We start from the raw sequence: 13,680 nt of genomic DNA on the forward strand, positions 1-13,680 counted from the left end.
TGAGGAAAAAGGAGTTATTCAGAGTATACAGTCCATAAAGTTTGTAAAGTTCTTACTGTACAAAGTATACGAAGGCTCAGCCGCTTTGACCATAGCAACAATATCCATCTACACTTATATAGTACTTGTTGTCCACGGGGACTATCACGAAAGGGGGCACAGCATGACCATTATCGAAGCGAAGAAACTAACAAAAATATTCGGAAATGATCCAAAACGGGCGATTCCGCTGCTGGATCAAGGATGGTCAAAAGAGAAGATTCTGGCGGAAACGAAACTGACCGTCGGTGTCAATCAAGCCGAGTTCACCATAGAAGCTGGACAAATTTTTGTCATTATGGGGTTGTCGGGAAGCGGGAAGTCCACGCTCGTCCGCTTGCTGAACCGACTGATTGAGCCTACGAGCGGCCAGCTGCTGTTCGAAGGCAAGGATGTGCTGAAGATGTCGGCGGAGGAGCTTAGAGCGTTCAGAAGACGCAACGTCGGCATGGTATTCCAGAAATTCGCGTTATTTCCGCATCGGACCGTCATTCAAAATGTGGAATACGGACTTGAGGTGCAAGGCATCGACAAGAAGAAACGGCGCGAGATGGCGATGCAGTCGCTGGAGCTTGTCGGCCTGAAAGGCTGGGAAAACAGCTATCCCGATCAGTTGAGCGGCGGCATGCAGCAGCGTGTCGGACTGGCCAGAGGGCTCGCGAACGATCCAGACGTGCTATTGATGGACGAAGCGTTCAGCGCGCTTGATCCGCTCATCCGCAAGGATATGCAAGACGAGCTGCTGGAGCTGCAGTCCAAGATGAAGAAGACGATCGTCTTCATCACCCACGATCTCGACGAGGCGCTGCGCATCGGCGACCAGATCGCTCTAATGAAGGACGGCAGCATCGTCCAGATCGGCACGCCGGAGGAGATTCTGATGCAGCCGGCCAACAAATATGTGGAGCGGTTCGTCGAGGACGTCGACTTGTCCAAGGTGCTGACCGCCTCTCATGTCATGGAGAAGGCGGAGACGATTACGCTGGATAAGGGGCCTCGCGTCGCCCTGCAATTCATGAAGGACCATGGCGTCTCCAGCCTTTACGTTGTCGACAAGGCGATGAACCTGCTCGGCCTGGTGACGGCGGAAGATGCCTCGGGCGCGGTGAAGGACGGCAGCACGCTCCAGGACATTATGGTGACCGATGTGCCAACGACATCGCCGGACTCATTATTGAATGAATTATTCGAATTGATGGGCAATATCCGACTTCCCGTTGCTGTCATCAATGAGAGCGGGCGGCTGAAGGGCGTCGTCATTAAAGGCGCGGTACTCGCCGCATTAGCAGGAAACTCGGACATGGAAGCAGGTGTACAGCATGAATCTGCCTAAAATTCCGCTCGCGGATTGGGTCGAAGCCACCGAAGACTGGCTGGAGGACAACTTGGAGCCTGTCTTCGATTTTATCGGCGTTATCATCAAAGGTATCGTCGAAGGATTGAACTGGCTGCTGGATGCCCCGCATCCGTTCGTTATCATCGCGCTGTTCACAGCATTGGCCTGGTATCTCGGGAAGTGGCGGCTTGGCGTATTCACTGCTGTCGGCCTGCTGCTCGTTGAGAATCTTGAGCTGTGGGAACCCACGATGCAGACGCTGTCGCTAGTCATTACTGCAGCATTCATCTCGATTGTGCTGGGCATTCCGATCGGCATTCTCTGTGCCAGATCGAACAAGATGCAGAAGATCGTGACGCCGATTCTGGATTTCATGCAGACGATGCCTGCCTTCGTCTATCTGTTGCCCGTCATCGTATTCTTCGGGCTCGGAGTTGTTCCCGGCGTCATCTCTTCCATCGTATTCGCCATACCGCCTACGATCAGGCTGACGAATCTGGGCATCCGGCAAGTGCCGGAGGAGCTGGTGGAAGCGGCGGACGCATTCGGCTCCACACCGGGACAGAAGCTGGTCAAGCTGCAGCTTCCGATCGCTATGCCTACGATTATGGCCGGCGTCAATCAGACGATTATGCTGTCTCTGTCCATGGTCGTGATCGCATCCATGGTCGGTGCGCAAGGCACAGGCTCTATCGTATTGCGGGCAATCACCCAGTTGAAGACGGGAATCGGCTTTGAAGCCGGTCTGGCGATTGTCATTATCGCCATCATCCTGGACCGCATGACACAGCAGATTACGAAGCGCTCCAAGGCGCAATAAGTTTGTGAAGGCATCATTTATTCGGGTTTCAGTTCGGCATTTATGCCGGGTTGCAATAAATCTATCATTTTAGAAAGAGGAGTGGTCTTACGAATGAAGAAAGCAGCATGGTTACTATCTGTCGCAATGGTGGTCGGACTTCTGTCCGGATGCGGCGGGAACAACGGCGGTTCTGACAATGGCGGAGCAAGCAACGGGGGCGACAAGGGCGGCGACAAAGAGAAAAAAGAAATTACGCTCGCTTATGTGGCATGGGATTCTGAAATTGCAAGCACGAATGTCGTGAAGGAAGTACTGGAGTCCAAAATGGGCTACACTGTGGAAATGCTGCAAGTTGACGCAGGTCCAATGTGGACAGGCGTTGCGGACGGCAGCGCGGATGCGATGGTAGCGGCTTGGCTGCCTACGACGCATGAGACGTATCTGAGCGAGAATGAAGGCAAGCTTGAGGATCTCGGTCCTAACCTGAACGGTACGAAGCTGGGCCTGGTTGTTCCATCGTATATGGACATTAACAGCATTGAAGATCTGAACGACGAAGTGGGCAAATCACTTGATTACACGATTACAGGCATCGAGCCGGGTGCCGGCCTGATGATGAAGACGGAGAAAGTCATTGAGGATTACGGCCTCAGCGACTGGAAGCTTCTGGACAGCTCTTCCGCTGCCATGGCGCAGGCCTTGGAGAAAGCATACGAAGACGAGAAGCCAATTATCGTAACTGGCTGGACGCCGCATTGGAAATTCGCCAAGATGGATCTGAAATATTTGGAAGATCCGAAGGGCATTTACGGCGCCGATGAGCAAATTCATACGATCGTCCGCAACGGTCTGAAGGAAGACGATGCTGAAGCTTATGCATTCCTGGACGCCTTCAACTGGACTCCGGACGATATGGCGACTGTCATGGTCGACATCGTAGAGGGCCAATCCGCTGAGGAAGCTGCTAAAGCATGGGTGGAAGCGAACGCCGACAAAGTCGACGCTTGGCTGAAGTAATACGACTAATAAAGGGCTATCCCGTGGATAGCCCTTTTCTCATTCGCGCACATGTCTTGCCGGGGTTAGCTTAATCCAGCGTATTGGGAGCAAGCCCCATCGGAAGCGGTTCCGGACGCTCGCAGCTGCTCTTCATCCTGTAATGCACGCTTTGCTCCGAAGCGTCATGGAAGCCGTGCATCGCTTCCAGCACATGATAGCCCAGCTCGCCGCTCGCCCGGTGCTTGCGCCCCGTCAGTATCGCCTTCGCCATATCGGCCGCGCCTACTCCCCGCGCATTGTTCTCGTAGCCGAACGCGAGCGGAATGGTGCTCCACTCGTTGGAGCCGGCCCGCCATACCTTCACCTCTCCGCCGAATCCATTGGGATCGGGCACAAGCAATGTTCCGCCGCTGCCGTATACTTCTATACGCGGCAGGGTAGAGCCGCCCTTCACGTCGAAGCTCGTCAGCAGCGTGCCGATGGCGCCGGATGCGAAGTCCATGATGCCGGCAATATGCGTCGGCGTTTCCACTGTCACCTTCTGCCCTTGCAGCGGCTGGCTCGTAATCGTCCGCTCCGGATACGAGATCGCCGCCGAGCCGGTCACACGGGTCATGGGGCCAAGCATAGCGACCAGAGCCGTCAAGTAATACGGGCCCATGTCATACATCGGTCCCCCGCCCTTCTCATAATAGAAGGCCGGTGACGGATGCCACGATTCATGCCCGCCGCATACCATGAACGCTGTCGCGCCGATCGGCGTACCGATCCAGCCGTCGTCAATGAGCTTGATGCACGTCTGTATCCCGCCGCCGAGGAAGGTGTCCGGCGCACTGCCGACATACAGTCCTTTCGCCTCCGCCAGATGCAGCACCTCCTGCGCTTCCTCGCGGGTAACCGCGAACGGCTTCTCGACATAGACATGCTTGCCCGCTTCCAGTGCTTGCCTGTTCACAGCCGCATGCGCGGCAGGGATCGTCAAGTTAATGACCATCTCGATTTCGGGATCGGCCAACAGCTCATCCACGGAACATCCGCGAACGCCATGTTTCTCTCCCCTTTCCTTTGCCCGCTCGACGTCAAGATCCGCGCAAGCGACAAGCTCCATCGCTTCGAATGAACGGCCGTTCTGAAAGTATATGCCGCTAATATTGCCTGTGCCGATAATGCCGGCTTTCAGTTTCCTCATGCTTCATCCACCTCTTCTCCCGAATGCGGGTCCTTTAACTTGTAGCGGACTGGACTATATTTTACAGCTGATTGTCTTCCATTCCCGTATAAGCCGTCATGCTGTCATACCCATTCGCTGTCGGAGTCCCGCTTGCCTTCCGCGCACCAGAGAAACCCGCGGCGCATCAGTTCCTTCACAACCGGAATCTCCATGATATTCGCTTTATGTCCAAGAGAGTTGTAGTAGACGCGGCCAAGCCCCCAGCGCTTCGTCCAGATAACGGGCATATCTACCGCCCCATTGGCGCTGTGCGGTCCCGGCGTGCCGGGAAAGCGGGTCGTGGCCAGCACCTCTACGGCAGGATCAATATGCAGATAATATTGCTCCGAGCAGATCTCGAAATCTTTGATGCCCGACGTGAGAGGACTGGTGCTGTGACGCATATTGACGGTATAGTTCACATTGTCGCCGCCGGGATGCGACACCCATTGCCCACCAGTCATGAACTGCCAATCTACATTGTCACGGAATGCATCGCACAGCCCGCCGTGACACCCCGCCAGACCGACGCCGCTCTGCACTGCCGCCGATACATGATCGACCAGTTGCTGCTCGATGCGTCCCATCGTCCAGTGCGGAATGATCAGATCCAGCGACTTCAGCTTCTCGGCATCGGCGAACGCCTCCTGCGTATCCGATACCTCCACCTCGAAGCCTTCCGCCTCCAGCGTGCTTCGGAATATATCCGCTACTTGCTCCGGCTCATGGCCATCCCAGCCGCCCCATACGATTAACGCTTTTTTCATTCTTCCAATCCCCCTTGATTTCGCTGAAAAGCGGATCAGCCTTACGGCTGCAATAGTTCCTCGCACTCATGAAATTCCTGATGAGTCTTCCGATCCGCCGCTCCTGTGCCCATGCAGCTTCTGTCCGTTGACACGCTTCTTCTACTCTCGCTCTCTTACAACTTCTCCCGTTCTCGCCACCTATGCTGCCCCCGCGCTCTTACTGGCTCCTACTGCTCTTGCAGCTCTTGCAGCTCTTGCAGCTCTTGCAGCTCAACCCACCTGCGCTCCGACACCGAACGCTCCACCGCCTCCAGCACTTCTTGACACTTCACGCCGTCCGCGAAGCTTGGCACCGGCTGCCGATTCTCCTCCAGTGCTTTCATCAGCTCCAGAACTTCATGCGTGAACGTATGCTCATAGCCGATCGTATGGCCCGGCGGCCACCAAGCGTCCATATAGGCATGAGCCGGGTCTGTCGCCAGCACACGGCGGAATCCTTGCACATCCTCGGCATCGTCGGTGAAGTATACTTGAAGCTCGTTCATCCGCTCGAAGTCGAACTTGATGCTGCCTCTGCTTCCATTCACCTCGAACGCATTCGTGCAGCGATGCCCGCCGGCGAACCTGGTCGCTTCGAAGCTGCCGAGTGCGCCGCAGGCGAAGCGGGCCATGAACAGCGTTGCATCGTCCACAGTCACTTCTCCCAGCTCCGACGCGCCGTCTCCCTTCGCGCTAAGTCCCGTCATGGCGGATGCGGCTGGCCGGCGCTTGACGAATGTCTCGCTCATCCCGACGACCTCGCGGAATTCGCCGATAAGATAGCGGGCCATGTCGATCAGATGCGCCCCCAGGTCGCCATGCGAGCCGGAGCCGGCAATATCCTTGTCGAGCCGCCATACGAGCGGGAAGCCGGGGTCCAGTATCCAATCCTGCAGGAAGACTGCCCGGAAGTGGTGGATTCGGCCCAGCCTGCCCTCCTGAATCAGCTTGCGGGCAAGTTGCACTGCCGGTGCGAAGCGGTAATTGAAGCCGATCATATGCTTCACTCCAGCCTGCTCCGCCGCTGTCAGCATCTCTCTGGCATCGGCCAGCGTCAGCGCAAGCGGCTTCTCGCAGAACACATGCTTGCCCGCCTCTGCCGCTGCGATCGCAATTGCTTTATGCGCATTGCTCGGCGCATTAATATCGATCAGATCGACATCGTCACGCTGCACCAGCTCCCGCCAGTCCGTTACGGCTTCCTCCCAGCCGAATTGCGCTCGCGCCTGCTCCAGCAAGGCGGCATCGCGTCCGCAGATCACCTTCATCTCCGGCTTCCAGGCGTCCGGGAAGAACATTGGCGTCGCCCGGTAAGCGTTGCTGTGCGCCTTCCCCATAAATTTATAGCCAATCATACCGATTCTCACATTGTTCATGTCGGGTTCCACCTTCTCCATTAGGATGATTCCCTTGCCTTCAGACTGACCGGAAGCAAGTAAGCATGGCCTTCTCCAGCCAATCCCTCTATATCTGGAGCCTTGAACCTTCCCGCATCGGCCAGCCCCTCCAGCACCCGTTCCGCAGCCATCGTCCCCATCTCATAGAACGGAACCGCCACACTGGTCAGGCCGGGACTTGTCAGTCTTGAGCCGTCGGAATCGTCATAGCCGACGATGGCGTAATCTCTGCCCGCATCAAGCCCCAGCTCCTTCAATCCCTGCATAAGGCCGATCGCCATCCGGTCGTTCGCCGCGAACACGGCGTCAACGGAACGGCTGGCAATTCTCTCCGCGACGCGCTTCGCAAACCCATAGCCGCTCTTGCGACTGTAATTGCCCTCCAGCAGCCACTCTTCCGTGAGCCGGATTCCTGCTGCCGCCAGCTCCGCAGCATACCCCTCTAGCCGATCCCGACTGTTGGAGTAATGAAGCGGGCCGTTCAGGAAGGCGATTCGCGTATATCCCCGATCCAGCAGATGGCGCGTCGCCATCCGGCTGCCCGCGACATGGTTCGCATCGACGGACAAGAACGACTCCTCGGGGAAGCGCTGATTGACCAGACAGAAGGGATGCCCTTCCCGCTTCATCTCCGCAAGAGCCGTACGTTCCTCCGGTACATCCCGCGAGCCCAACAAGATGCATGCATCTACCTTCTGCGTGCGGAACAGCTTGGCGTAATCGGGAAGCTGCTCCGGGTCCCGGAATATGAGAAGCAAGTCATAGCCCAATCGTTGCGCCGCCTCGCCAATCCCGCTCAATATCTCCGAGAAATAATAGGTCGAGAATAAATGCACCTTCGGAACAAATGGCAAAATGACCCCAATATTGCCGCTTCTTCGCCTTGCGAATTGCTGCGCCAGCGCGTTCGGCTCATAGCCAAGCTCCGCTGCCGCCTTCATGACGCGCACTCTTGTCTCCTCGCGCATCGGACCTACATTGTTCAGCACTCTCGATACTGTCGCCTCTGACACGCCCGCCAGCTTCGCGACCTCTTTCCTGGTAATTGCGACTGCCTCCTTTCATCCCGCTCGTCAGACACCTCATAACGAGATGTCTTGCGCCTATGTCCTGATCCCGCTATATGTAACCTGATGTCTCATGCCATAATGTACACGCGTACATTATGGCATGAGGGAATTCTGTTGTCAACAGAATTTCCTCATTTACTTATGATCAACTATCTTCTCCGTCCGCTTACTTGCGAGCGGCGCTCAACAACCATTGACGCACGGCGGCCAAGCCGTCACCCTGGTTTTCATTGCCTTCTCTCATCGCTTCCCTGTACGATTGGCGATTGGCATAGAGATGCAGAACACGCTCCATGAAGCGCTCGGCCGTCAGATTCTCTTCTTGCAGCACATCGCAATAACCCAGCCGGCGGAATGATTCCGCATTTTGCAGCTGATCCCCCCGACTCTGTCCCTTCGGCAGCGGAACGAGCAGCATCGGCTTCTCCAACGCCAGAAATTCAAATATCGAATTGGAGCCTGCTCTGGACACGACGATATCCGACATCGCAAGCAGATGGGGAAGCTCCTCGTTCACATATTCGAACTGCTTGTAGCCTCTCTGGCGGTATGTGCCGTCCACCCCGTTCTTGCCGCACAGATGGACAATCTGGAACTTCTCCAGCAATTCGTCCAGCGATTCCCTGACGGCTTCATTCAGCCTGCGCGCTCCGAGGCTGCCTCCCATAATCATTAAGACAGGCTTGCCGGAATGGAAGTCGCACAGTGATCTTCCCCGCTCCATGCGTCCCTGACGCATCTCCTCCCGGATAATGGGACCGATGTGCCGGTATTTCCCGCCCGCTTGCGACCTTGCCGTCTCCGGGAAAGTTGTACACACGCCTGTCGCGAACGGAATCGCAATCCGATTGGCAAGGCCCGGAGTCATATCCGATTCGTGAATAATAACCGGGACGCGATTCAGCCAAGCGGCAAACACGACAGGCACGGATACGAATCCCCCTTTGGAGAACAGCACCGCCGGCTTTCGCTTTCGAATAATTCGGTACGCTTGCGCCATGCCTTTCAATACCTTGAAAGGATCTTTTACATTTTGCAAATCCAGATATCTGCGCAGCTTGCCCGTTTCAATCGGCCAATAATGCACCTCCGGCTTGCTCTCCAGCAATGTTCGTTCTATGCCCCCAGTGGAGCCAATATACTCCACCTGCCATCCATCTTTCAGAAACTCCGGTATAAGCGCCAGATTCACCGTTACATGTCCGGCTGATCCGCCCCCGGTAAACATAATCGTTCGCATTCTATATCCGCCCATCCTCATCGATGTATTCTCCCTATTATACGATGCTTCGCCGCTTATATCACATGGATTGGGCAAAAAAAAGAAGAGATCGCCAATATCGGGCAACCTCTTCCAAAGATAAGTGTTCATTAAGCCGCGTTGGCGCTTTCCTCGTCTGTGCCGGCTGCTTCTCCAGCTTCGGTATTTTCGCCAGCTTCAGCTTCGACTTCCTCATCCTGCACATCCGCCTCCGGAGCGGCTTCCGTATTCTGCTCCGCCGTCAGGGAAGCAACGATCTGATCCGTCTGCTGGGTCAGCAGCTTGAATAGAATAGCCGCCTCCTGCTCGCGAGTCAGCTGCTCCTTCGCCAGGAAGTCAGTTGCTCCTTCGTCGCCGATCCGAACCTCCGGTCCGATGATGCCGAGGCCCACCATCATCTGAACGGCTTGCTTCGCCCACTCGTCTACCTCCCCGCTCAACGACACTTCATCGAACAGATTGGCCGGATACTTCAAGCTTAATGCTCTCCATAGTATAACTGCAGCTTCTTGCCGGGTAATCGTGCGATCGGGGGCGAACGTGCCGGAGGTCGTTCCCTTGACCATTCCGCTCTCGTAAGCCAGTTGAACGTAGGCTGCGGAAGGATGCCCTTCCAGATCGGAGAACGCCAGTTCCGTCGTCTTGCTGCCTTTCAAGCCGCTAATTTTCAGAATATGCTCGACAAACTGCGCCCGTGTGGCGCCGTTCTCCGGATAGAAGCTCGCATCGCCGTCGTTCGCATAATACCCGAGCGATTGCAGCATGTGAATCGGCTCGGCATAAGGGCTGTCTTGCGCCACATCCCGATAGCCCTCCGCTTTGGCGCCTTTGCCGGCATATCCGAGCGGATTCAGATAAGGCTCCTTCATATAGGCGACTTCACCGTCTTCATCCATTTGGAACGCCGTGAACTGATTCGTCAAGCTGTCGACGAACAGATTGCGGTCCACTTGCTTTAGCGGACGAGGACCGATGATGGCATCCGATACGACCAGTCCTTGCTCGCCTTGTACATCCAGCACAGACACGATTGATTTCATCCTGAGATCTGAATAGTAGCCTTCGAATGCGGCAAGCTCCTCCCCGGACTGCGGCTTGAAATCTCCGAGCTCTGCCGGTTCCGCATAGGCTGGGAAAAACTTCGTCATAAATTGCGTATAGAGCAGATTGCGCAACGCTCCCGTTTTATTGTAGGCCACAAATACGCCTGTATTCTGCTCGGGGATCAGGAACATATAAGTGCTGGTACCGATCAAGTCACCTGCCTTGGTAATGACGCTGGAGCTGCTTCCCGCTCCCGGCAATTGGTACGGAGCTTCGAAGCCGTATGTCGTATTGGGCAGCAAGGGATGTATGGACGAACGATATTCCTCCATCATCTCTACCGTCTCCCGGGTCAAAATGCGCTGATCGCCGGCCGCTCCGCCATTCAGGAAAGCAAGCATGAATTTGCCGATATCTTCGGCTGTCGACAACATGCCCCCTTGCGGCATGACCGTCGGCGTCACGGCGTATACGCCGATGGGACTGCCGGATGCATCGTATTCCTCCGCCAACGTCCCGACCTGATCCGCTTGAAGCTCGAAGCTGCTGCTATTCATCTGCAGCGGTTCGAACACATACTCTTGCATATAGGACTCATACGGCATCTCGCTTACGTTCTGTACGATAAGTCCGAGCAGCATGGAAGCAAAATTGTCATACATATAAGAGCTTCCCGGCTCCCGCTCCACGGTAGGCATATGCTGACGCACATAATCCTCGATCTCTACGCGCTTATCCAGATCGAAGTGGATATCCTCCGGGGTCGGGTCTTGAATGCGGAAGCCTGTCGTATGCGTCAACAGATGTTCAACAGTGACAGGGGTGTCGAATGGATTGTCATATGTAATGCCGTTCAAGTAGGGGGAGATATCGTCATGCAAGCCGATCTTCCCTTGCTCCACCAGTTGCATAGCCGCGACAGCGTTGAACGTCTTCGATACCGAAGCCATCCGGAACACTGACTCGGCCGGATCAGCCTCGATCTCGGCTTCCTTGTCGGCATAGCCGTATCCCTTCTGCGCGACGACCTCCCCGTCCTTCACAATGACGACCGAGGCGCCGACATAATGCGGCTTCGCAACGTCCGAGTCAAAAAATTCATCTAGAAATGCGGATGCCGTCTCGGCGTTCAAAACTGTTGGCTTCGGCTTCGCTGCGACTTCCTCCGAACTGGCATGTACGGCGGGAGCCAACAGACTGAGCGACAATAGCCCGGCAGCCATCGTCTTGGCCAGCCTGGACTGCTTGGTAAAGTAAGCTGCAATAGTCAATTCTCTCACTCTCCAATTCCATCTACTTTTTTAGACACGTAATCGTTATTACGAACAACTCTCTCACTAGTTTCATATCTTCCACTTATCCCCAATGGAAATCCGCTCGCATCACCGCCCATCCTAGCTGCATTATATGTTATATATTGAATATAACAGATGTTACAGATAGTCTCAAGTCATTCCTCCCTATTCCTCTGTCCCGAGTTCCTTCCTGCTCACCGTTCTGCCATAGCCCGACACGATGAAAAAGCCGGCTGCAACGTATCGGATACTGAGTGTTCAGCTCCAATGCCGTACAGCCGGCCTTATGATGATTAGTAGGTTACGCCTGCTTTCACAGCGATAATATCCTTCAACAGCATATAGACATCGCCATTGGTCAGCTTGTCCCGGTCCTTAATGCTGTCGAGCGTAGCGACGGATATGAGCTCCTTGGACTTCAGTTGATTCAGACCAGCTTCCCGCTCGCCCTCCCCGAAGATAGCCAGTGCAAATGTATACGCTGCTTGCTCCAGCGTCAGCGGCTGCTTGTCGGGATTGTCCATATCCTTAATCGCATCCCCGAACGGCCCCTTGAAGATGTCCGGGTACGGCTTCGCCGCACTGAATAGATTGTTCACGAGCCGCTCGGGATTGGAGGGCTCGTCCAACTTGAAGTCGTTGCTGTATCCGCTCGTCGCTATTCCCATACTCGCGGCTGCCTTCAACCCTTCATAAGACGGATGGCTCATGTAAGGGAACGGCTCCACCTTCGGCGGATTCAGCTTCATCCCCTGAGCCGTCAGGCGCTTCTGCAGCTCGGCGATAAGCAGCTTCGAAGCAGACAGCTCGCGGAACGTCATCTCATTGTCAATGGCCAACTTGACGGCAGCGCCGGCAGCTTGAGCCGTTGCCATGCCCAGCGGCACGACACGTGCGCTGCCATGCGGCAAGCTGTCGAAGCTGGCGGACCGTCCCACCACGAGCAAGCCGTCCAGCTCCTTCGGCACAAGCGTGCGGAATGGCACGCCGTATTGCTCAGGGTCCATCAGCACCGTTCCTGAATTGCTGGGAGATGTGCTCTGAATATCGACGGGATAAGAGCCGAAGGCGATCTCATCCCAATGTCTGCGCTGCTCCAGCAGATCGACCGTCGACAGACGGTACTCGCCGATCAAGTGGCGCGTCTCGCGCACGTACAGTTCTTGAGCCAGTTCCCCCAGCTCGACCGGCTCCAATTCCGGATACAGCTCTTTCATGAAGTCCAGCATCAGCGGCAATTCTTTGCGCGCGATCTCATAGGCTTCCTCTACCGATTGTGGATCGAATGGATCGACGTCGAAGATTTGCACCGCGTTGACGAGCATCGTCTCGTTGTTTAACCGGCCCAGATTGGGACCGCGAGTCCGAATCCGCTCCGGATTGGTGGATTCATACTTCCACATGCCAGCGTACCCCCATGCGCTGTGCGCATTGGCTCCGGTGCCAGGGTCGTCGTCGCCATTCAGTCTGTCGTTGATTGCCTTCCATACCTTCGGCGTCACATTAGTCAGCGTATAGACCGGCGTCACCGCCATAAGCGACTCGCTATCGCCGATATCCTCGCGTCCGAACGTGAACTTCGCGCCGGCTGCAGCGGCAATGTCAGCGTCTTGCGTGGCGTCAATAACGGCGTGGGAGGAGATGACCAACTCTTCCCCCTCAGCCGTCACCAGCTTCACGCCTTTCATCTTCTTCGAGCCGCTGGTTTGCTCCGTTACCGGCTCGATTGACTTCATGCCCATTTGAACGTCAATATTCTCTTCCGCTGCGACCATCTCGTGGAACGCATTGGCGGCGGTCGTAATATCGAAGGAATCGCCTTCGACCTTCTCGAACCATTCCTTGAACAATCCTTCGTTATAATAGCCCTTGCGATCAGGCGTCCCGTTCATATCCAGACTGTTCAGCCAGCCCACTGTGAACAGGCCTCCCAGCACTTCTCTATCCTTGCCGTCTACGAGCAGCGTCTTCAGTCCGTTTCTGGCGGCGGATATCGCAGCCATCACCCCTTCGGGATCGGTTCCGACGACGACGACATCGTACTGCTCCTCCAGAGCTTCGCTCTGCTTCACTTCCTGCAACTCGACGGCAACAGGCTCATCCTCGCCCTGTCCGACCGTATTCGACTTGTCCGAGCCTTTGCTTTGCGACAATACAACGTAGAACAATGAGGCCATAATGACAATAATTACGCCAACCAATGCGAAGACAAGCGGCTTCTTGTTATTCATCTACTTCTCTCAAACTCCTTTTCTGCAGTCCATCCCACCATTATAATCTAGTATTCTGGCCGAGACAATGAAAGAGTCGCCTTCCCCACTATTAACCACAAATATGACGTCCTATCATTCACTCCCCTATCAAACGACGCAATGAGACAAAAAGTTGCGCGACAGCAATTGAAACAAAAAAACAACCCCTCGCAGAGCAGCTTGCATG

Annotated in this window: 9 protein-coding genes and 1 pseudogene; 3 read left to right on the forward strand and 7 right to left on the reverse strand. The window is 55.4% G+C overall.

Annotated features, from left to right (window positions below; genetic code table 11):
* Window positions 1-163 precede the first annotated feature (163 nt).
* From M6D81_RS24940 to M6D81_RS24950, 3 genes are all read left to right on the forward strand, one after another.
* Entirely contained in the window at window positions 164-1,372 is a 1,209-nt protein-coding gene (locus M6D81_RS24940) for a quaternary amine ABC transporter ATP-binding protein (RefSeq protein ID WP_262679891.1), read from the forward strand.
* On the forward strand, window positions 1,359-2,195 hold the full coding sequence (locus M6D81_RS24945; RefSeq protein WP_262679892.1) for an ABC transporter permease: 837 nt from the start codon (window positions 1,359-1,361) through the stop codon (window positions 2,193-2,195). The genes M6D81_RS24940 and M6D81_RS24945 overlap by 14 nt, the downstream gene beginning before the upstream one ends.
* Before the next feature lie 93 nt (window positions 2,196-2,288).
* Window positions 2,289-3,194: a glycine betaine ABC transporter substrate-binding protein gene (locus M6D81_RS24950; protein ID WP_262679893.1), complete on the forward strand. Its 906-nt coding sequence runs from the start codon at window positions 2,289-2,291 to the stop codon at window positions 3,192-3,194.
* Between the two features lie 70 nt (window positions 3,195-3,264).
* Here the strand turns inward: M6D81_RS24950 and M6D81_RS24955 are convergent, their stop codons facing one another.
* The 7 genes and pseudogenes from M6D81_RS24955 to M6D81_RS24985 form a co-directional block, all read right to left on the reverse strand.
* Window positions 3,265-4,365 carry a Gfo/Idh/MocA family protein gene (locus M6D81_RS24955; RefSeq protein WP_262679894.1) on the reverse strand — a complete coding sequence of 367 codons (1,101 nt, stop codon included), beginning with the start codon at window positions 4,363-4,365 and terminating at the stop codon, window positions 3,265-3,267.
* A gap of 61 nt (window positions 4,366-4,426) precedes the next feature.
* Window positions 4,427-5,153 (reverse strand): annotated as a pseudogene (locus M6D81_RS24960) (ThuA domain-containing protein).
* A 209-nt stretch (window positions 5,154-5,362) separates the two neighbouring features.
* Entirely contained in the window at window positions 5,363-6,550 is a 1,188-nt protein-coding gene (locus M6D81_RS24965; RefSeq protein WP_262679895.1) for a Gfo/Idh/MocA family protein, read from the reverse strand.
* 20 nt (window positions 6,551-6,570) lie between these two features.
* The gene (locus M6D81_RS24970; RefSeq protein ID WP_262679924.1) at window positions 6,571-7,617 is read right to left on the reverse strand and encodes a LacI family DNA-binding transcriptional regulator; all 1,047 of its coding nucleotides are present in this window, start codon (window positions 7,615-7,617) and stop codon (window positions 6,571-6,573) included.
* 190 nt (window positions 7,618-7,807) lie between these two features.
* Window positions 7,808-8,902, reverse strand: coding sequence for an undecaprenyldiphospho-muramoylpentapeptide beta-N-acetylglucosaminyltransferase (locus M6D81_RS24975; RefSeq protein WP_317259165.1), 1,095 nt, complete (start codon window positions 8,900-8,902; stop codon window positions 7,808-7,810).
* 110 nt (window positions 8,903-9,012) lie between these two features.
* The gene (locus M6D81_RS24980; RefSeq protein WP_262679896.1) at window positions 9,013-11,217 is read right to left on the reverse strand and encodes a serine hydrolase domain-containing protein; all 2,205 of its coding nucleotides are present in this window, start codon (window positions 11,215-11,217) and stop codon (window positions 9,013-9,015) included.
* Window positions 11,218-11,534: 317 nt separating this feature from the next.
* Entirely contained in the window at window positions 11,535-13,472 is a 1,938-nt protein-coding gene (locus M6D81_RS24985) for an FAD-dependent oxidoreductase (RefSeq protein WP_262679897.1), read from the reverse strand.
* Window positions 13,473-13,680: the final 208 nt, after the last annotated feature.

Source organism: Paenibacillus sp. J5C2022, from assembly GCF_025567625.1.
In the GTDB taxonomy this organism is placed as follows: domain Bacteria; phylum Bacillota; class Bacilli; order Paenibacillales; family Paenibacillaceae; genus Pristimantibacillus.

What these genes read in the sequence shown, in the direction of transcription:
- M6D81_RS24940 (WP_262679891.1), top strand. Translation starts at nt 164, where the DNA reads ATGACCATTATCGAAGCGAAGAAACTAACAAAAATATTCGGAAATGAT.
- M6D81_RS24945 (WP_262679892.1), top strand. Translation starts at nt 1,359, where the DNA reads ATGAATCTGCCTAAAATTCCGCTCGCGGATTGGGTCGAAGCCACCGAA.
- M6D81_RS24950 (WP_262679893.1), top strand. Translation starts at nt 2,289, where the DNA reads ATGAAGAAAGCAGCATGGTTACTATCTGTCGCAATGGTGGTCGGACTT.
- M6D81_RS24955 (WP_262679894.1), bottom strand. Translation starts at nt 4,365, where the DNA reads ATGAGGAAACTGAAAGCCGGCATTATCGGCACAGGCAATATTAGCGGC.
- M6D81_RS24965 (WP_262679895.1), bottom strand. Translation starts at nt 6,550, where the DNA reads ATGAACAATGTGAGAATCGGTATGATTGGCTATAAATTTATGGGGAAG.
- M6D81_RS24975 (WP_317259165.1), bottom strand. Translation starts at nt 8,902, where the DNA reads ATGAGGATGGGCGGATATAGAATGCGAACGATTATGTTTACCGGGGGC.
- M6D81_RS24985 (WP_262679897.1), bottom strand. Translation starts at nt 13,472, where the DNA reads ATGAATAACAAGAAGCCGCTTGTCTTCGCATTGGTTGGCGTAATTATT.